The following is an 18308-nucleotide window of genomic DNA, read 5'->3' as shown; positions in this document are numbered from 1 at the left end:
TCCAACGGAGTCCGGGCCACAAACGGTTCTACGACGTCTCTCACACGGTCCTGAACGCGAGTACGACGTTGTGCCCGCCGAACCCGAACGAATCGTTCAGCACGGCGATCCGCCCCTCGGGCAGCTGACGCGCCTCACCCCGGACCACATCCGCGTTGACCTCGGGGTCGAGGTCGTCCAGGTTGATGGTCGGCGGAGCCGTACGGTTCACCAGCGCCAGGATCGACGCGACGGTCTCGATGCCACCGGCGCCGCCCAGCAGGTGACCCGTCATGGACTTGGTCGCCGAGATGGCCATGTGGTCGACGTCGTCGCCGAACACCTTCCGCAGCGCCTTGATCTCGGCCACGTCACCCTGCGGCGTCGACGTGGCGTGAGCGTTGACGTGCACGATGTCGGCCGGCTTCAGATCCGTGTTGTCGAGCAGGTTCTGCAGCGCGTGCGCGATGCCGTTGCCCGAGGGCTCCGGCTGCGTGATGTGGTGCGCGTCGGCCGAGATGCCCTGGCCGAGCGCCTCGACGTAGATCCGGGCCCCGCGCGCCTTCGCGTGCTCCTCGGACTCCAGCACGATCGCGCCCGCGCCCTCACCGAGGACGAAGCCGTCACGGCCGGAGTCGTAGGGACGCGACGCGCCCTCGGGGTCGTCGTTGTTCTTGGACATCGCCATCATGTTGCCGAACGCGACGATCGGCAGCGGATGGATCGCCGCCTCCGTGCCGCCGGCCACGACGATGTCCGCACGACCGGTGCGGATCATCTCGATGGCGTACCCGATGGCCTCGGCGCCGGAGGCGCAGGCCGACACGGGCGTGTGCACACCGGCCCGCGCACCCAGCTCGATACCGACGTTGGCGGCCGGCGAGTTGGGCATCAGCATCGGCACGGTGTGCGGGGAGACTCGGCGTACGCCCTTCTCCTTGAGCACGTCGTACTGGTCGAGCAGGGTCGTCACACCGCCGATGCCGGAGGCGATGACGGCGCCGACCCGGTCGGGGTCGGCGGACGAGTCCTCACCGGCCTTGGCGGTGAAACCGGCGTCCTTCCAGGCCTCCTGGGCGGCGATCAGCGCGAACTGCGCGGACCGGTCCAGCTTGCGGGCCTGCGGACGCGGGATGATCTCGCCCGGTTCGACGGCGATCTGCGCCGCGATACGGACGGGCAGCTCGGCCGCCCAGTCCTGCTCCAGGAGGCGGACACCGGACTTGCCGGCGACCAGGGCCTCCCAGAACGAAGCTGCGTCGCCACCCAGCGGTGTGGTTGCGCCGATACCGGTGACGACCACGGTGCGATTGGTCGGGCTCACGGGAATTCTTTCTCCAACGGATACGGGATTCGACGGCGCCACCGCCGGGTGGCGGGGCCTCGCAGCCTGGGAACCGGCCGGGACCCCGGGCGTGCCGCCCGAGACCCGGCGAGGAACTCAGGCCTGGTGCTTGAGGATGTAGCTGGTGGCGTCCCCGACGGTCTTCAGGTTCTTGACGTCCTCGTCCGGGATCTTGACGTCGAAGCGCTCTTCGGCGGCGACGACGACCTCGACCATGGACAGCGAGTCGACGTCCAGGTCGTCGGTGAAGGACTTGTCCAGCTGGACGTCCTCCGCGGGGATCCCGGCGATCTCGTTCACGATCTCGGCGAGACCGTCGACGATCTCCTTCTCAGTGGCGGCCATGTCAGGCGCTCCTTCTTAGATGTTCCAGACGGTTGCTGCGGTATTGCTGGCGGCGTTTCCGGCACCGGATGCATGATCCGGCACGGAGTGCCTAGGGGAGGGTAACGACAGTGGCGGCGTAGACGAGACCCGCCCCGAACCCGATGACGAGCGCGGTGTCGCCGCTCTTCGCCTCGCCGGTCGCCAGGAGCCGCTCCATCGCGAGCGGGATCGAGGCGGCCGAGGTGTTGCCGGTGGTGCGGATGTCACGGGCGACCGTGACGTGCTCCGGCAGCTTGAGAGTCTTCACCATCGAGTCGATGATCCGCACATTGGCCTGGTGCGGGATGAAGACGTCCAGGTCGTCCGCGCTGATTCCGGCCGCGTCCAGCGCCTGCTGAGCGACCTTCGCCATCTCGAACACGGCCCAGCGGAACACCGCCTGGCCCTCCTGCGTGATCGCGGGGAACTTGATGTTCCCCGCGCTGTCGAGCGGCAGGTTGGTGACGTCGCCGACGTGGAAGCGGTCCCACGGGACGGTCTGCTTGATGGTCTCCGACTTGTCGCCCTCGGAGCCCCACACCGTCGGGCCGATCGCCGGCTCCTTCGAGGGGCCGACCACGACCGCGCCCGCGCCGTCGCCGAACAGGAAGGCCGTGGCCCGGTCCTCCAGGTCGGTCAGGTCGCTGAGCCGCTCCACGCCGATGACGAGCACGTACTCGGCGGAACCCTCCACCACCATGCCCTTGGCGAGCGTCAGGCCGTAGCCGAAGCCCGCGCAGCCGGCGGAGATGTCGAAGGCGGCCGCCCTGTCGGTGCCCAGCTTGTCGGCGATCTCGGTCGCCACGGCCGGGGTCTGGCTGAAGTGCGAGACCGTCGAGACGACGACGGCGCCGATCTGCTCGGCGTCGATGCCCGCGTCCGCGATCGCCTTGCCGGAGGCCTCGATCGACATCGCGGCGACCGTCTCCTCGGGGCCCGCCCAGTGCCGGGTCTCGATGCCGGAGCGCGACCGGATCCACTCGTCGGACGAGTCGATCGTCTCCAGGATCACCTCGTTGGGCACCACTCGGATCGGGCGGTAGCCGCCGACGCCGAGGATGCGCGCGTACGGGGCACCCTTGCTGGGCTTGATCTTCGACATCGCTGTGGGCTCCTAATTCAGCTGTGCTCGGCGATGAGCTCGCGGGCCGCGTCGAGGTCGTCGGGGGTCTTCAGGGCCAGCGTCTTCACGCCGGGCAGCGCGCGCTTGGCCAGGCCGGTCAGGGTGCCGCCGGGGCACACCTCCAGGAGGGCGGTCACGCCGAGCTCCTTGAAGGTCTCCATGCACAGGTCCCAGCGGACCGGGTTGGCGACCTGCCCGACCAGACGCTCCACGATCTCGTCGCCGCCGGCGACGGCCCGCCCGTCCCTGTTGGAGACGTAGGTGAGCTTCGGATCGGCGGGCGAGAGCTCCTTGGCTGCCTCGGCCAGCTTGTCGACCGCGGGGGCCATGTGGCGCGTGTGGAAGGCGCCGGCGACCTTGAGGGCGACGACCTTGCGGACGCCCTCGGGCTTGTCCTCGTTCAGCGCGGCGAGCTGCTCCAGGGTGCCGGCGGCCACGATCTGGCCGGCGCCGTTGATGTTCGCCGGGGTCAGGCCCAGCTTCTCCAGGTGCGCGATCGAGACGTCCGGGTCGCCGCCGAGCAGCGCCGACATTCCGGTCTCGGTGATCGCGGCGGCCTCGGCCATCGCCATACCGCGCCTGCGTACGAGGCGCAGCGCGTCGGTGTCGTCCAGGACGCCCGCGAAGGCGGCGGCGGTGATCTCACCGACGCTGTGCCCCGCGACCGCGCCCGGCGCGATGTCCGTCATGGCACCGAGTGCCGCGCCGGAGAGGATCCCGGCGGCGACGAGCAGCGGCTGTGCGATCGCGGTGTCCCGGATCTCGTCCGCGTCGGCGTTCGTGCCGTAGTGCACCAGATCGAGCCCGATGGCGTCGGACCATTCACGCAAACGGTCCTGGGCACCGGGGAGTTCGAGCCAGGGAGTCAGAAAGCCAGGGGTCTGGGCGCCCTGGCCGGGAGCGACGAGTACGAGCACTCTCACACTCTCTCTTGGGGAACCCCACGGCCGCCCGTGGGGACAGGGACGAAGAACAGGAAGGGGTTTTGTGGACCCCCGACAAAATCCTATGGCTGGGGATCTCCATCGACCAGACGCCCCAGGATCAGTGCGATCCGCAGCGTGAAGGCGGATCGTACATCGGATGGCGACCATCCGGTGACGTCAGTCACACGTCGAAGCCGGTAGCGCACGGTGTTCGGGTGGACGAAGAGCATCCGGGCGGCGCCCTCCAGGCTGCTCGCCTGTTCCAGATAGACGCTCAGCGTTTCCAGGAGCGCCGAGCCCGCTTCTTCCAGCGGTCTGTAGATCTCCTCCACCAACTGCTCGCGCGCGCCCGGATCGCCCGCCATGGCGCGCTCCGGAAGCAGATCGTCCGCCAGTACCGGGCGCGGTGCGTCCTGCCAGGCGGAACAGGCCTTGAGCCCCGCGGCGGCGGCCTGCGCGGACCGGGTGGCGGCCAGCAGATCCGGTACGACGGGCCCCGCGACCACAGGCCCTGCGGCATAGGGGCCGATCAGCGACTTGGCGACGGCCAGCGGGTTGTCGCTGCCGCCCGCGATGACGACGAGCCGGTCCCCGAGCACCCCGGTGAGGACCTGCAACTTGGCGTGCCGGGCGGCCCGCCGGATGGCCTCGACGGTCAGCTCACTGTCCCCGTCGGGCGCGGTGCCGAGCACGACACACACATGCTCGGGCGAGTTCCAGCCCAGCGCGGCGGCCCGGCTCACCGCCCCCTCGTCCGCCTCGCCGCTCAGCACCGCGTTGACGACCAGCGACTCCAGCCGGGCGTCCCAGGCACCGCGTGCCTCGGCGGCCTGGGCGTACACCTGGGCGGTGGCGAAGGCGATTTCCCGGGCGTAGACGAGCAGCGCCTCCCGCAGGACCCCCTCGTCGCCGGGGGCCGCCACCTCGTCGATGGCGCTCTCCATGACCTCGATGGTCGTCCGCACCATCTCCACGGTCTGCCGCAGCGTGATCGCCCGGGTCAGCTCACGCGGGGCGGTCCCGAAGACATCGGTGGAGATGGCCTGCGGCGCGTCGGGATGCCGGAACCACTCGGTGAAGGCCGCGATACCCGCCTGGGCGACAAGCCCGATCCAGGAGCGGTTCTCCGGAGGCATGGCCCGGTACCACGGCAGGGTCTCGTCCATCCGTGCGATGGCCTGGGCGGCGAGACTGCCGGACGACTTCTCCAGCCGCTTCAGGGTCGCGGAGTGCTGGTGGACTGCATGAGCCGAGGGGTCGGACTTGCGCGTTACGGGTTCGGGCACGGGGACAAGACTGCCTTATCCGGACGGGAGCATGCGCCGCCGGGTGCCGACCGCGGTCTACGGTGGTTCCGTGATGGACGTACGGCGCGCGGCCGAGCGCTACCCCGGGGGAGACCAGGCGAACGGAATCGAGTCCCGCCACGCCTTCTCCTTCGGCCCGCACTACGACCCCGACAACCTCCGCTTCGGCGCGATCATCGCGTGCAACGAGGAGCGGCTCGCACCCGGCGCCGGCTTCGACGAGCATCCGCACAGCCACACCGAGATCGTGACCTGGGTGGTCGAGGGCGAGCTGACCCACCGCGACTCGGAGGGCAACGAGACGGTGGTCCGCCGGGGGGACGTCCAGCGCCTCAGCTCGGCGGGGGGCGTCCGCCACGTCGAGCGCAACGACGGGGCGGAGCCGCTGGTGTTCGTCCAGATGTGGCTGGCCCCGGTGACCCCCGGCGGTGAACCGTCGTACGAGATCGTCCGCGGCATCGCCGACTCCACGCCGTACGCCGTCCCGGAGGCCGCCGCGATGCTGCACATCCGCCGGCTGGGGGCGGGGGAGCGGACGGCGGTGCCGGACGGGGCGTATGTGTATGTGCACGTGGTGCGGGGGGAAGTGCGGGTCGCCGGGGTGGAGTTGGGCGCGGGGGATTCGGCGCGGGTGACGGCGGCGAAGGATCTGGAGGCGGAGGGGGTGACAAGGGCCGAGTTGCTGCTGTGGGAGATGGCTGAGCAGCACTTCGGCTGCGGGGCCGGTGGGGGCTGGTAGCGCAGTTCCCCGCGCCCCTGAAGGGGCGCTGCAGTCGCCTCAGCTCCCCAGCTGCGGGCAGTCGTGCCTCCCCCGGAGCCCGAAAGGGCCCGAAAGGCCTGGGGGACCCCAGGCGGCACGGGTGGGCGCTGGGGGTACCCCTTCTGGGGGAGGCACCCGGCCAGCGCCTGTGAGCGTCCCCACCCCCCGGCCTCAGCCTCGCAGCTCCGCCAGCACCGCGTCCGTGAATGCCGGCCACGCCTCTACGGCCCAGGGGCCGAACGCCCGGTCCGTCAGCGCGGCGCACGCCACCCCCGCGTCGGGGTCGATCCACAAGAACGTTCCCGACTGGCCGAAGTGACCGAACGTCCGTGGCGAAGACGAAGCACCCGTCCAGTGCGGGGACTTGCCGTCGCGGATCTCGAAGCCGAGCCCCCAGTCGTTCGGGTTCTGGTGGCCGTACCCCGGCAACACGCCCTTCGTCCCGGGGTATTGGACGCTCAGCGTCGCCTCCGCCACCGTCCGCGGGTCCAGCAGCCTCGGTGCCTGCAGTTCCGCCGCGAAGCGGAGCAGGTCGGAGACCGAGGACACCCCGTCCTTCGCCGGTGAGCCCTCCAGGGACGTCGACGTCATGCCCAGCGGCTCCAGCACCGCCTGCCGCAGATACTCGGCGAACGGAATCTCGGTCGCCTTGGCGACATGGTCCCCGAGCACCTCGAACCCGGCGTTGGAGTACAGCCGCCGCTCCCCGGGCGGCGCCGTCACCCGGTGTTCGTCGAAGGCCAGCCCCGAGGTGTGCGCGAGTAGATGCCGTACGGTCGACCCCTCGGGCCCGGCCGGCTCGTCGAGCTCGACGGCCCCCTCCTCGTACGCGACGAGCACCGCGTACGCGGCGAGCGGCTTGGTCACGGAGGCCAGCGGGAAGCTCTGCCCGGCCGGACCGTGGGTGCCCAGGACCGTCCCGTCGGCCCGTACGGCACCCGCCGCGGCGGTGGGAACCGGCCAGTTCTCGATCAACGCAAGGCTCTGCAAGGACATGCCGACGACCCTAAGCGGTTCAGAGCGTCAGGGTCATCGTGGGGTCCGGCTTGTGGACGAAGCCGAGCGAGGCGTAGAGGGGCTCGGCCTCGGCGGACGCGGTCAGCATGACCTGCCCGGCGCCCCGCTCGCGGAACCAGGCAAGGAGTTCCGCCATGCACGCGCGCGCGTACCCGCGGCGACGCGCGTCCGGGTCGGTGGCCACACTGAAGACGTACCCGCCGCGCCCGTGCGGATTGCCGGCCTTGCCGATCCGGTAGTCGACCGTCCCGGCCACCAGCGCCGCCAGCGCCTCCGGCCGGTCAGGGTGGTCGACGACGAACGCGGCGAAGTCCCCGTCCGGCTCGCCCAGCTTGTCCCGGAGCCCCGGCAGCGCCAGGGCGTGCCAGTGGGTGGAGGCGTCCCCACCCGGCAGTGCGTCGATCATGACCTGGCGCAGACGCAGCACTTCCGGTGCGTCCTCGGGCCTGGCGCGGCGTACGAGACTCATACTCGCGCACGGTAGTCACCGACCGTCGCCGTCGTCGCGCGGATTTCTTACCGTCTTCCCGGCTTCCGCTTGCTTCGAGCGCACTCCAAGGTCATAGCGTTGGCTCATGACGGTGATGCAGACCCCGACCGCGGCCCCCACCGAGCAGCAAGGCCCCACGCTCGCCGACAGCTGTACCGCCGCACCCCGGAAGCATCCGCGCCCCGAGGGCCAGGACCACTACACGATCAGCGAGGTCGTCGCCTTCACCGGACTGACCGCCCACACCCTGCGCTGGTACGAGCGGATCGGCCTGATGTCCCACATCGACCGCTCCCACACCGGCCAGCGCCGCTACAGCAACAGCGACCTGGACTGGCTGGACTTCGTGACCAAGCTCCGGCTGACCGGGATGCCGGTGGCGGACATGGTCCGGTACGCGGAGCTGGTGCGGGAGGGCGACGCCACCTACCCGGAGCGCCGGGAGCTGCTGGAGCAGACGCGAAGGGACGTCCTCGCCCGTATGGCCGAGCTGCACGACACGCTGTCGGTGCTGGACCGGAAGATCAGTTTCTACGAGACGGGCGGGAGCTGAGACGCCCTCACAGCTCCGCCAGCAACTCCGCCTTCTTCGCGGCGAACTCCTCGTCGGTGACCAGCCCCGCCTGGTGCAATTCGCCCAGATGGCGAATCCGCTCCGCGATGTCGGCGGGGTCCCGCCGCCCAGCCGACGCCGGCAGCGCGGACCCGCCCTTCGCCCGTACCGCCTCCAGGACCGCCGCGGCGAACGGCAACGACTCGTGCACCGGCCCGTACCCGAGCCCGAACACCACGGTCGTGGGATCCTGGTCGGCCGGTACCGCCGACGCCGCTCCCGTGAGATCCGCGCGGCGCAGCAGCCGTAGATGCCCCTCGAAGACCTCCGGGGACCGCCACTCCACACCCCCCAGGTCGGCGACCGCGAAGCGCTGGTCGCCGGCCTTCCACTTGGCCGTCGAGGCGCCCGTCCACGACCACCGGAAGTGCACGGCCCGGCCGTCGAAGCTCGCCTTGCCGTCGTACGCCTTGAACTGCCGGGGCGCCTCGGGGGCGGCCACCAGAAACCTTTCGGCCGGGCCGGACCCGGACTCGGTGAGCAGCGGCCGCAGTTCGTCGGCGTAGTACTCGGCGAGGGTCTCCCGCTCGGCCGGGAGGACGAGCCGGTAGGGGTCGCTGCCGTCCTTCAACTGTCCGGCCGCCGCGTCCATCAGGGGATCGGCGCCCGGGCGTGGTTCGGCCTTCAGTACGACCGTGCCGCGTTTGCCGGGAGTGAGCGTCACCCCCGCGAGCGCGGCGAACGGCACCCGGCGTTCACCCAGCGTCTGGAAGAGCTTGGGTGTTCGAATCCCCCGTTCGTAGCGGATGAGCACGGAGTCGGACTCGAACTCCCAGGCGGCATGAAATCCGGCCAGTACGTCACCCATGCGGCTCATCGTATGCGGCACGTGCTTCTCAGTCCCATCCCCGCGCATACCGCACTTCCTGGTGTCTCTACGCGCGTCCGGCCATCAACGTGCCGGACAAACCCGCCCGGCACCCGTCATCGTCGTGGGCGCACGTCACCGCGCCGTACGCGCCAACCCCGATGTCCGCGAGGTTGCGCAAGCTGTCGGTGCCCGGCTGGAAGTAGCCGGCGTGTCCCTGAGCGTCGTGCGCCGACAGCACCCGCGCCCCGAAGGAGGAGGAGACGGGGTCGGCACCGTGGCCGAGTCCGCCGAGCTCCATATAGGGGACGTCCTGGATCCAGTCGGTGGCGTCCCGCATCGCCCACACCCGGGCCGAAGTGCCCAGGTGCGAGGCCCTTTCGACCCGCATCCCGGGGCTGGCGGCCACCGCTATGTCGGACACCCGGTCCGGCATGCCCTGCGCGGCCACCCCGCAGACCACCGAGCCGTAGCTGTGGCAGAACATCGACACCGGCGCCTCGCCGGGCAGCGCGCGCAGCAGCGCGTTGAGGCGTACGGCGCCCTGCTCGGCGGCCGTCCCGGTCGCCGCGCCCACGCCGAGGCCGTCGGGCGAGGTGTAGTCGGCCCAGGCGATCACCGCCGTACGGGTCGAGGGGCTCGCCGTGCGCTCCGCCTTGTACAGCGCGTCGGCCATGCCGACCGGCGCGGTGTACCGGCGGCTGGTCCGCTGGAAGGTGAGCAGGTCGGTGTCGACACCGGGGACGACGACGGAGATCCGCTGGGCCCTGGTGAGGTCGCCGAACACCTCGGCGACCCGGCCGCTGCCGTCCGGATCGAAGGCGAGGATCTGCCGGCCCTTCGCCATCAGCGCCTCGTAGCGGTGCATACGGCGGCCGGCGTCCTGCTGCCCGGCCGTGGAGAGCCGTGGGTCGTGCATACGTTTCTTCTCGACGGCGCGCTGCTGGTCGAGGGCGATGTGGTTGGCCCGGTAGCGCAGGGCGGCCGGGGCGCCGTTCATGTTGCCGAGCGCGAGCGGGTAGCGGTGGACGAGCCGGTCGCGCTCCTGCACGGTGAGCGCGGCGAAGAAACGGGTGAGCAGTGCGGGGGACGCCTCCGGGTCCGGCAGGTGGAGACCATGGACGCTGCCGTGCTCCCACTTGTCGAGGGAGGTCTGCAGGGCGGTGGTCTCGCGGTGCGTGCGCATGGCCGTCCAGCCGGTGGTCGCGAGCATCACGAACACCACGGCCAGGGCGAGGAGCGCGCGCCAGACGTTCAGTGGCGGGGAGGTGTCGAAGGAAGTCACTGGGAGGACACACTAGGAGAACGAAGGGGTCTCGCGGTAACTGAGTGACAGTTATCACGTTTCGGCAAATGCGTGGCCGATCCCGGCTCGTGCGGCCCGTCTCAGCTCCCGTGGCTCTCGCGCCAGTTCCCGGTGAGCGCCGGTCCCACCTGATCGAGGTAGGACGCGGTGAGCTCGCGCATCGCCGTGACGCTGAAGTCGTCGCCGACCGACCACTGACGCTCGGTCACCCGGATGACCGCGCCGAACACGGCGACCACGAGCCGGGGCCGGGGGTCGGTGTCCGGGTCGACGCCCTCCCGCTCGGCGACGATCCGCGCGATCTCCTCCTCCGTCTCCGCCTGGCGCCGCAGGTGGGCGGCGAACAGGACCGGGGTCGCCTCGATCATCCTGTACGTGCGCATCAGCAGTTCCACCGGGACGTACCGCTCGATGGCCTCCTCGATGCTCTCCCAGCTGTCCATGACGGATCGGCGCAGGGCCTCCAGCGGGGTCTCCTCGGCCGGGCGCCGGCGCACCGCCTCGACGTAGTGCGCCTCGGTGAGCCGTGGCACGAAGAAGGCCACGTCCTCCTTACTGGCGAAGTAGCGGAAGAAGGTGCGCTGCGAGACGTCGACGGACTCGACGATCTCGTCCACCGTGGTGTGCTCGTAGCCCTGGGTCACGAACAGTTCCAGCGCGTTGCGCAGCAGCGTGTCCCGGGTGCGCTGTTTCTTGCGTTCGCGCAACGTTTCCATGTCTGACAGTTACTGACTAGTGATTTCGTTTGTCAACTGTCAGCGGCTGTCACTAGCCTCGAAGGTATGACTAGTCAGACCACGATCGACACGGCGGGGTCGGGGGACGCAACACCTACAGCCCTGCCGGAACAGCCGCCGGCCTCCGGCCTGCGCGGCCACCCCTGGTTCACCCTGATCACCGTCGCCGTCGGGGTCATGATGGTCGCCCTCGACGGCACCATCGTGGCCATCGCCAACCCGGCGATCCAGAAGGACCTCGGCGCCACCTTCGCCCAGGTGCAGTGGATCACCAACGGCTACTTCCTCGCCCTCGCGGTCTCCCTGATCACCGCGGGCAAGCTCGGCGACCGCTTCGGCCACCGGCAGACCTTCCTGATCGGCGTCGTCGGCTTCGCCGCCGCCTCGGGCGCCATCGGCCTGTCCGACAGCATCGGCCTGGTCGTCACCTTCCGCGTCTTCCAGGGCCTGTTCGGCGCCCTGCTGATGCCGGCCGCGCTCGGCCTGCTCCGCGCCACCTTCCCGGCCGAGAAGCTCAACATGGCGATCGGCATCTGGGGCATGGTCATCGGCGCCTCCACCGCGGGCGGCCCGATCCTCGGCGGTGTGCTGGTCCAGCACGTCAGCTGGCAGTCGGTGTTCTTCATCAACGTGCCGGTCGGCCTGCTCGCCCTGGTCCTGGGCGTCCTGATCCTGCGCGACCACCGCGCCGAGAACGCCCCGCGCTCCTTCGACCTGCTCGGCATCGCCCTGCTCTCCGGCGCGATGTTCTGCCTGGTCTGGGCGCTCATCAAGGCGCCGAGCTGGGGCTGGGGCGACGGCATGACGTGGACGTTCATCGCCGTGTCGGTGCTGGGCTTCGCCCTCTTCTCCTTCTGGGAGACGAGGGTCAAGGAGCCGCTCATCCCGCTGGGACTGTTCCGCTCCGTCCCGCTCTCGGCGGGCGTCGTGCTCATGGTCCTGATGGCCATCGCCTTCATGGGCGGCCTGTTCTTCGTGACGTTCTACTTGCAGAACGTGCACGGCATGGACCCGGTCGACGCCGGCCTCCACCTCCTCCCGCTCACCGGCATGATGATCGTCGGCTCCCCGCTGGCCGGCGCCGCGATCACCAAGCTCGGCCCACGGATCCCGCTGGCCGGCGGCATGGCGGCCACCGCGATCGCCATGTACGGGATGTCCACCCTCAAGGCGGACACCGGCAGCGGGGTGATGTCCATCTGGTTCGCCCTGCTCGGTCTCGGCCTCGCGCCGGTCATGGTCGGCGCCACCGAGGTCATCGTCGGCAACGCCGCGATGGAGCTGTCCGGCGTGGCCGGCGGTCTCCAGCAGGCCGCGATGCAGATCGGCGGCAGCCTCGGTACGGCCGTCCTGGGCGCCGTGATGGCCTCCAAGGTCGACAGCGCCCTGCCGGGCAACTGGGCGAACGCGGGGCTGCCGAAGCTCACCGACGCACAGCTCGCGCAGGCTTCCGAGGCGGTCCAGGTCGGTGTCGCGCCGGTCGCCGAGGGCACGCCCGCGGAGATCGCCGCGAAGATCTCCGGCGTCGCCCACGACACGTTCATCTCAGGTATGAGCCTCGCCTCGTTGGTCGCGGCGGGTGTGGCGGCGGTCGCGATCCTGGTCGCGCTGCTCACCAAGCGCGGCGAGAACGCGGACGGCGGGGCGGGCGTCGGGCACATCTAGCGCAACGCATCCCGCGCAACGCGTCCCGCGCAACACGCCGGGCCGGTATGTCCGGTTTCCTGTGGCGGAGTTCGCCTATCAGGGTGACTCCGCCAAGGATTCCTCGCTCTTGGCACGCGCCGCAGGTCACAGTGGGTCAAGTCCTCCGCAGGGCATGGGGGGACACCCGGGCCACGGCGCGCTGCTGGAGGGGGGCAGCGCGCGGGCAGGTCTGCGGACGCGGAACAGGGGTACCCGGTCATCACACCCGAACAGTCCATGGAGACCAGGGAGTTGATGATGGCGAGCTTCGGGCAACGAACACGCGGGTACCCCCGTTCACGTGGCCGTACAGGTCCACGATGGGGGTCCCCCCGCTCGAGCGGAGTCGAGAGTGGGGGAGGGCTGGACCGCGGGACGCTGGGGATCATCGGCACGATATTCGCCGTGGTCGGCTTCTTCGCCCTCGGGATCGTGCTGGGGCCGGCGGCGCTGGTGTGCGGCTGGCTGTCGATGGGCCGCAGGTGGTCGCCGAACCACTCGATACCGGCGTTGGTGGCGGTGGTGCTGGGGGCGATCGACACGCTGCTGGCCTTGTTCTGGCTGGCAGGCGTATCGGTGATGTAGCTGCGGACCGGTGGGGGCCGGTCGCGCCCCTGCCTAGCTGCGGGCAGTCGTGCCGCTGGGGCGATGGGGGTCCCCCCGCTCGAGCGAAGCCGAGAGTGGGGGAGGGTGGGCGCAGCGGCACCCGGCCGGCGCCGGTGAGCGTAGGCCGGCCTCGGCCCCCACCCCCTCCCGCAAGGCAGCGACCTCGGCCCTGAGTGCCCGCACCTCCTCCGTCAGCAAGGCGATCGCCTCGGTCTGCCGCCGCTCCTCCACGTCGTCCTTCTCGAACCGCGCGATGAACCACGCCGCGATGTTCGCGGTCACCACACCCAGCAGGGCGATCCCGGACAGCATCAGGCCGACCGCGATCATCCGGCCCAGCCCGGTCGTCGGTGCGTGGTCGCCGTACCCCACCGTGGTCATCGTCGTGAACGACCACCACAGTGCGTCACCCAGCGTGCGGATGTTCCCGTTGGGAGAGTCCCGCTCCACCGAGAGCACGGCGAGCGACCCGAACATCAGCAGTCCGACGACCGCGCCCACCACATACGTCGTCAGCTGGATCTGCGAGGCCATCCGCGCCCGCCGCCCCACCAGCGTCAGCGTCGCGACGAGCCGTAGCAGCCGCAGCGGCTGGAGCAACGGCAGCACCACCGCGCACAGGTCTGTCCAGTGCGTCCGCGCGAACTCCTTGCGCCGGGGCGCCAGCACAAGCCGCACGAGGTAGTCCGCGGCGAACGCCCCCCACACCACCCACTCCGCCGCCGTGCACACGGCGGTGAGGACATGTCCCGCGGAACCGTCCACGATCGGCAGCGCGTAGGCGACGGCGAAGGCCACCGCGAGTACCAGCAAGGGCCGTTGGGTGAACTGCTCCCAACGCGCCTGTGCTGACTGTCGCTCCATGTGGGCATCGTAGGCATCACCCGCGCCCCGAGGGGCGCGGGCCTGCTCCGGCCGAAGCCGAGCGCAGCGGCTACGCGTCGCCGCCCGCCACGCCCGGATGCGCCGCCGCCACGTCCAGCAGCTGGTACCGGTCGATGGCCTGCTTGAGCACCGAGCGGTCGAGCCTGCCCTCACGGGCCAGCTCGGTCAGCACCGCGACCACGATCGACTGCGCGTCGATGTGGAAGAACCGGCGTGCCGCGCCGCGCGTGTCGGCGAAGCCGAAGCCGTCGGCGCCCAGCGACTGGTACGTGCCCGGTACCCAGCGCGCGATCTGGTCCGGAACCGAGCGCATCCAGTCGGACACGGCCACGAACGGACCCTCGGCGACGCTCAGCTTCTGCGTCACCCACGGGGTGCGCTGCTCCTCCTCGGGGTGGAGGAGGTTGTGCTCCTCGCAGGCCACGGCCTCGCGCCGCAACTCGTTCCAGGAGGTGGCCGACCAGACGTCGGCCTTCACGTTCCAGTCCGCGGCGAGGATCCGCTGGGCCTCGATCGCCCAGGGGACCGCGACACCGGACGCCATGATCTGCGCGGGGACGGTGCCGCCCGTGCCCGTGCTGATCCGGTGGATGCCCTTGAGGATGCCCTCGACGTCCACGTCGGCGGGCTCGGCCGGGTGCTGGATCGGCTCGTTGTAGACGGTCAGGTAGTAGAAGACGTCCTCGCCGTGCGGGTGCTCGGCGTCGCCGCCGTACATACGGCGCAGCCCGTCCTGGACGATGTGGGCGATCTCGTACCCGTAAGCCGGGTCGTAGGCCACGCATCCCGGGTTCGTCGAGGCGAGCAGCTGGGAGTGGCCGTCGGCGTGCTGGAGGCCCTCACCGGTCAGGGTCGTACGGCCGGCGGTCGCGCCCAGTACGAAACCGCGCGCCAACTGGTCGGCCATCTGCCAGAACTGGTCACCGGTGCGCTGGAAACCGAACATCGAGTAGAAGACATAGACCGGGATGAGCGGCTCGCCGTGGGTGGCGTAGGCCGAGCCCGCCGCGATCAGGGAGGCGGTGCAGCCGGCCTCGGAGATGCCGTCGTGCAGCATCTGGCCGGTCGGCGACTCCTTGTAGGCGAGCAGCAGGTCGCGGTCGACCGCCTCGTACTGCTGGCCCAGCGGGTTGTAGATCTTCGCGCTCGGGAAGAAGGAGTCCATGCCGAAGGTGCGGTACTCGTCCGGCGCGATCAGTACGAAGCGACGGCCGAGCTCCTTGTCCCGCATGAGGTCCTTGAGCAGTCGTACAAACGCCATGGTGGTGGCGATGGACTGCTGGCCGGTGCCCTTCTTCACGGTCGCGTACGTCTTGTCGTCCGGCAGGGCGAGCGGCTGGGAGCGTACGACGCGGGTCGGGACGTATCCGCCGAGCCCCTTGCGCCGGTCGTGCATGTACTGGATCTCCTCCGAGTTCCGGCCCGGGTGGTAGTACGGCGGCAGGCCGGACTCCAGCTCCCGGTCGGAGATCGGCAGGTGCAGCCGGTCCCGGAAGCCCTTGAGGTCGGTGACCGTCAGCTTCTTCATCTGGTGCGTGGCGTTGCGGCCCTCGAAGTTCGGGCCCAGCGTCCAGCCCTTGATCGTCTTGGCCAGGATGACCGTCGGCTGGCCCTTGTGCTCGGTGGCCGCCTTGAACGCCGCGTAGATCTTGCGGTGGTCGTGGCCGCCGCGGCCCAGGTGCAGGATCTGGTCGTCGCTCATGTGCTCGACCATCGCGCGCAGTCGCTGGTCGTCGCCGAAGAAGTGGTCGCGGATGTAGGCGCCGGACTCGGTGGCGTAGGTCTGGAACTGCCCGTCCGGAGTCGTGTTCATCTTGTTGACCAGCACACCGTCGCGGTCCTGGGCGAGCAGCGGGTCCCAGGTGCGGTCCCAGACCAGCTTGATCACGTTCCAGCCGGCGCCCCGGAAGACCGACTCCAGCTCCTGGATGATCTTGCCGTTGCCGCGCACCGGGCCGTCGAGCCGCTGGAGGTTGCAGTTGACGACGAAGGTCAGGTTGTCCAGGCCCTCACGTGCGGCGATGGACAGCTGGCCGAGCGACTCGGGCTCGTCCATCTCGCCGTCGCCGAGGAACGCCCAGACGTGCGACTTCGAGGTGTCGGCGATCCCGCGCGCCTGCATGTAGCGGTTCATCCGCGCCTGGTAGATCGCGCCGATCGGGCCGAGGCCCATCGACACCGTCGGGAACTCCCAGAAGTCCGGCATCGAGCGCGGGTGGGGGTAGCTGGAGAGGCCGTTCGGGTATTTCGACTTCTCCTGGCGGAAGCCGTCCAGCTGCTCCTCGCCGAGCCGGTCCAGCAGGAACGCGCGCGCGTAGATACCGGGGGAGGCGTGCCCCTGGAAGAAGACCTGGTCGCCGCCGAGGCCATCGTCCTTACCGCGGAAGAAGTGGTTGAAGCCGACGTCGTAGAGGGACGCGGAGGACGCGAAGGTGGCGATGTGGCCGCCGACGCCGATACCCGGACGCTGCGCGCGGGAGACCATCACGGCCGCGTTCCAGCGGGTCGCGTTGAGGACCTTGCGCTCGATCTCCTCGTTGCCCGGGAAGAACGGCTCCGCGCGGGTGGGGATCGTGTTGACGTAGTCCGTGCTGCGCATCTCGGGTACGGCCACCCGCCGCTCGCGGGCGCGCTCGATCAGGCGGAGCATCAGATAACGGGCCCGTTCCCGGCCGCGCTCGTCCACGGCGGCGTCGAGCGAGTCGAGCCACTCCTGGGTTTCCTCGGGGTCGAAGTCAGGAACCTGACTCGGAAGGCCGCCAATGATGATCGGGTTGCGATCGGATCCGGAAGCCACGCTGTTCCTTACCTGTCAGAGGGGCACTGATTCCCTGCAATTCCCTGCGTTTCCCTGCACCGCTGTCCATCGTCCACCTCGGGGCAGCGCACGTCATCTCTACCGCGAGGTAACTCGGTCACGGCCAAAACGCAACGATACGCCCGGGGTGTGACAGGCTTGGCAAACTCGTTCGACCGCCGTATGTGAGGATGATTCTGAAAGGAACATAGCGGGCAAAAGGGAGTGGTGTGTGCCACACCTGTCTGCGATACGGTGCCGGGAGTTGCGGCGACACAGCCGGGATCGTCACCGTTTCGGCGGTCTGGACGGCCGGGTACTTGCGCGATCCGTCCCGCCCGTGTGGACTACGGCCAATGCTTCGCGCACGCGCGTGGCTGAGTTAATCAACAAGACATGATCAGGAGGCAACCCGTGAGCGCGACCGCGGACCACGCGGAGGAGCGGACCACCCCTGCCGTCAGGCTGGGGTTCCAGCCAGACCAGGTGGTCCAGGAGATCGGCTACGACGACGACGTCGACCAGGAACTCCGCGAGTCCATCGAAGACACCATCGGCACCGAGTTGGTGGACGAGGACTACGACGACGTGGCTGACGCCGTGGTGCTGTGGTTCCGTGAGGATGACGGCGACCTGACGGACGCGCTGGTGGATGCCGTCACGTACATGGAGGAAGGCGGCTGGATCCTGCTGCTGACCCCGAAGACGGGCCGTGACGGCTATGTCGAGCCGAGCGACATCGGCGAGGCGGCCACGACCGCCGGCCTCTCGCAGACCAAGGGTGTCAGCGTGGGCAAGGACTGGAACGGCAGCCGGCTGCTGACGCCGAAGGGTGCCGCCAAGAAGCGCTGAGCCCCGGCCGACGGACGGACCGTGTCCCGGCCCGTCCGTCGGCCTGCCGTGATCGCCGCGCAAGAGCCGCCGCATAGGGTGTCCTCACCCGAACAGCCCCTTACGAAGGGATGCAGCGATGGCGATCCAGGTCGGCGACAAGGCGCCCGATTTCGAGCTCAAGGACAACCACGGCCGGACCGTGAAGCTGTCCGACCTCCGCGGCGAGAAGAACGTGGTCCTGCTCTTCTACCCGTTCGCCTTCACGGGCGTGTGCACCGGTGAGCTGTGCGAGCTGCGCGACAACCTGCCGAAGTTCGAGGACCGCGAGACCCAGCTGCTCGCCGTCTCCAACGACTCCATCCACACCCTGCGCGTCTTCGCCGAGCAGGAGGGCCTGGAGTACCCGCTGCTCAGCGACTTCTGGCCGCACGGCGAGACCTCACGCGCCTACGGCGTCTTCGACGACGCCAAGGGCTGCGCGGTCCGCGGCACCTTCGTCATCGACAAGGAGGGCGTCGTGCGGTGGACCGTGGTCAACGGACTGCCGGACGCCCGCGACCTGAACGACTACGTGAAGGCGCTCGACGCCCTGTAGACCGCTTCGCGGACCCGCTCGCCGATCCCCTGGGGGCCGACACGGCCGACATCCCGTAAATCTTCGGGGGTCAGGGCCTGCGGGGGGCGGGAACCCGTCACTAGGATCGAATCGTTGATCCGGTATCC

General features: G+C 69.9%; 18 protein-coding genes. 6 read left to right on the top strand and 12 right to left on the bottom strand.

Going from position 1 to position 18308, the window contains the following annotated elements; genetic code table 11:
* Nucleotides 1-40: 40 nt before the first annotated feature.
* The 5 genes from fabF to fasR form a co-directional block, all read right to left on the bottom strand.
* Nucleotides 41-1303 carry a beta-ketoacyl-ACP synthase II gene (gene fabF / locus ABTY98_RS00700; protein WP_352218668.1) on the bottom strand — a complete coding sequence of 421 codons (1263 nt, stop codon included), beginning with the start codon at nt 1301-1303 and terminating at the stop codon, nt 41-43.
* 117 nt (nt 1304-1420) lie between these two features.
* Complete coding sequence (locus ABTY98_RS00695; protein ID WP_352218667.1) at nt 1421-1669, bottom strand: acyl carrier protein; 249 nt, start codon at nt 1667-1669, stop codon at nt 1421-1423.
* 91 nt (nt 1670-1760) lie between these two features.
* Nucleotides 1761-2792 carry a ketoacyl-ACP synthase III gene (locus ABTY98_RS00690; protein ID WP_352218666.1) on the bottom strand — a complete coding sequence of 344 codons (1032 nt, stop codon included), beginning with the start codon at nt 2790-2792 and terminating at the stop codon, nt 1761-1763.
* A 17-nt stretch (nt 2793-2809) separates the two neighbouring features.
* Nucleotides 2810-3730: an ACP S-malonyltransferase gene (locus ABTY98_RS00685; protein WP_352218665.1), complete on the bottom strand. Its 921-nt coding sequence runs from the start codon at nt 3728-3730 to the stop codon at nt 2810-2812.
* 89 nt (nt 3731-3819) lie between these two features.
* The gene (fasR, locus tag ABTY98_RS00680) at nt 3820-5025 is read right to left on the bottom strand and encodes a fatty acid biosynthesis transcriptional regulator FasR (RefSeq protein WP_352218664.1); all 1206 of its coding nucleotides are present in this window, start codon (nt 5023-5025) and stop codon (nt 3820-3822) included.
* 73 nt (nt 5026-5098) lie between these two features.
* Here fasR and ABTY98_RS00675 point away from each other — a divergent pair, with 73 nt between their 5' ends.
* Complete coding sequence (locus ABTY98_RS00675) at nt 5099-5785, top strand: pirin family protein (RefSeq protein ID WP_352218886.1); 687 nt, start codon at nt 5099-5101, stop codon at nt 5783-5785.
* 192 nt (nt 5786-5977) lie between these two features.
* Here ABTY98_RS00675 and ABTY98_RS00670 read toward each other — a convergent pair whose 3' ends face one another.
* The gene (locus ABTY98_RS00670) at nt 5978-6802 is read right to left on the bottom strand and encodes a serine hydrolase domain-containing protein (protein WP_352218663.1); all 825 of its coding nucleotides are present in this window, start codon (nt 6800-6802) and stop codon (nt 5978-5980) included.
* 19 nt (nt 6803-6821) lie between these two features.
* Complete coding sequence (locus ABTY98_RS00665; RefSeq protein WP_352218662.1) at nt 6822-7292, bottom strand: GNAT family N-acetyltransferase; 471 nt, start codon at nt 7290-7292, stop codon at nt 6822-6824.
* 106 nt (nt 7293-7398) lie between these two features.
* On the opposite strand from ABTY98_RS00665, the gene ABTY98_RS00660 reads away from it, so the two are divergent.
* The gene (locus ABTY98_RS00660) at nt 7399-7866 is read left to right on the top strand and encodes a MerR family transcriptional regulator (protein ID WP_352218661.1); all 468 of its coding nucleotides are present in this window, start codon (nt 7399-7401) and stop codon (nt 7864-7866) included.
* A gap of 7 nt (nt 7867-7873) precedes the next feature.
* On the opposite strand, the gene ABTY98_RS00655 is transcribed toward ABTY98_RS00660, so the two are convergent.
* The 3 genes from ABTY98_RS00655 to ABTY98_RS00645 all read right to left on the bottom strand — a co-directional run bounded on the left by ABTY98_RS00655 (nt 7874) and on the right by ABTY98_RS00645 (nt 10756).
* The gene (locus tag ABTY98_RS00655; RefSeq protein WP_352218660.1) at nt 7874-8734 is read right to left on the bottom strand and encodes a DUF4429 domain-containing protein; all 861 of its coding nucleotides are present in this window, start codon (nt 8732-8734) and stop codon (nt 7874-7876) included.
* Between the two features lie 67 nt (nt 8735-8801).
* On the bottom strand, nt 8802-10019 hold the full coding sequence (locus tag ABTY98_RS00650) for an alpha/beta hydrolase (protein ID WP_352218659.1): 1218 nt from the start codon (nt 10017-10019) through the stop codon (nt 8802-8804).
* A 101-nt stretch (nt 10020-10120) separates the two neighbouring features.
* Nucleotides 10121-10756, bottom strand: a complete 636-nt coding sequence (locus ABTY98_RS00645; RefSeq protein ID WP_352218658.1) for a TetR family transcriptional regulator — start codon at nt 10754-10756, stop codon at nt 10121-10123.
* A gap of 66 nt (nt 10757-10822) precedes the next feature.
* On the opposite strand from ABTY98_RS00645, the gene ABTY98_RS00640 reads away from it, so the two are divergent.
* Together ABTY98_RS00640 and ABTY98_RS00635 are read left to right on the top strand one after the other, a co-directional pair.
* Nucleotides 10823-12442 (top strand): MFS transporter, encoded by a 1620-nt coding sequence (locus tag ABTY98_RS00640; RefSeq protein ID WP_352218657.1) that lies wholly within the window; start codon nt 10823-10825, stop codon nt 12440-12442.
* A gap of 279 nt (nt 12443-12721) precedes the next feature.
* Nucleotides 12722-13048 carry a small hydrophobic protein gene (locus ABTY98_RS00635; protein ID WP_352218885.1) on the top strand — a complete coding sequence of 109 codons (327 nt, stop codon included), beginning with the start codon at nt 12722-12724 and terminating at the stop codon, nt 13046-13048.
* 33 nt (nt 13049-13081) lie between these two features.
* Here the strand turns inward: ABTY98_RS00635 and ABTY98_RS00630 are convergent, their stop codons facing one another.
* A complete protein-coding gene (locus ABTY98_RS00630; RefSeq protein ID WP_352218656.1) occupies nt 13082-13933 on the bottom strand; it encodes a potassium channel family protein in 852 nt (283 codons plus the stop codon).
* Between the two features lie 70 nt (nt 13934-14003).
* Nucleotides 14004-16751, bottom strand: coding sequence for a pyruvate dehydrogenase (acetyl-transferring), homodimeric type (gene aceE / locus ABTY98_RS00625; protein ID WP_352218655.1), 2748 nt, complete (start codon nt 16749-16751; stop codon nt 14004-14006).
* A 414-nt stretch (nt 16752-17165) separates the two neighbouring features.
* Between aceE and ABTY98_RS00620 the strand changes: the two genes are divergently transcribed.
* Together ABTY98_RS00620 and ABTY98_RS00615 are read left to right on the top strand one after the other, a co-directional pair.
* The gene (locus tag ABTY98_RS00620) at nt 17166-17603 is read left to right on the top strand and encodes a DUF3052 domain-containing protein (RefSeq protein WP_352218654.1); all 438 of its coding nucleotides are present in this window, start codon (nt 17166-17168) and stop codon (nt 17601-17603) included.
* A 118-nt stretch (nt 17604-17721) separates the two neighbouring features.
* Complete coding sequence (locus ABTY98_RS00615; protein WP_352218653.1) at nt 17722-18180, top strand: peroxiredoxin; 459 nt, start codon at nt 17722-17724, stop codon at nt 18178-18180.
* The last annotated feature ends 128 nt before the right edge of the window (nt 18181-18308 follow it).

This window comes from Streptomyces sp. NPDC096040 (assembly GCF_040303265.1).
Classification (GTDB): domain Bacteria; phylum Actinomycetota; class Actinomycetes; order Streptomycetales; family Streptomycetaceae; genus Streptomyces.
This window is presented reverse-complemented; position numbering and strand designations above follow the sequence as displayed.

Bases quoted from the DNA above. Each gene is read 5' to 3' on its own strand.
- ABTY98_RS00645 (WP_352218658.1), bottom strand. From the start codon at position 10,756: ATGGAAACGTTGCGCGAACGCAAGAAACAGCGCACCCGGGACACGCTG.
- ABTY98_RS00665 (WP_352218662.1), bottom strand. From the start codon at position 7,292: ATGAGTCTCGTACGCCGCGCCAGGCCCGAGGACGCACCGGAAGTGCTG.
- ABTY98_RS00660 (WP_352218661.1), top strand. From the start codon at position 7,399: ATGACGGTGATGCAGACCCCGACCGCGGCCCCCACCGAGCAGCAAGGC.
- ABTY98_RS00630 (WP_352218656.1), bottom strand. From the start codon at position 13,933: ATGGAGCGACAGTCAGCACAGGCGCGTTGGGAGCAGTTCACCCAACGG.
- ABTY98_RS00690 (WP_352218666.1), bottom strand. From the start codon at position 2,792: ATGTCGAAGATCAAGCCCAGCAAGGGTGCCCCGTACGCGCGCATCCTC.
- ABTY98_RS00695 (WP_352218667.1), bottom strand. From the start codon at position 1,669: ATGGCCGCCACTGAGAAGGAGATCGTCGACGGTCTCGCCGAGATCGTG.
- ABTY98_RS00635 (WP_352218885.1), top strand. From the start codon at position 12,722: ATGGCGAGCTTCGGGCAACGAACACGCGGGTACCCCCGTTCACGTGGC.
- ABTY98_RS00640 (WP_352218657.1), top strand. From the start codon at position 10,823: ATGACTAGTCAGACCACGATCGACACGGCGGGGTCGGGGGACGCAACA.
- ABTY98_RS00675 (WP_352218886.1), top strand. From the start codon at position 5,099: ATGGACGTACGGCGCGCGGCCGAGCGCTACCCCGGGGGAGACCAGGCG.
- ABTY98_RS00615 (WP_352218653.1), top strand. From the start codon at position 17,722: ATGGCGATCCAGGTCGGCGACAAGGCGCCCGATTTCGAGCTCAAGGAC.
- ABTY98_RS00670 (WP_352218663.1), bottom strand. From the start codon at position 6,802: ATGTCCTTGCAGAGCCTTGCGTTGATCGAGAACTGGCCGGTTCCCACC.
- ABTY98_RS00655 (WP_352218660.1), bottom strand. From the start codon at position 8,734: ATGGGTGACGTACTGGCCGGATTTCATGCCGCCTGGGAGTTCGAGTCC.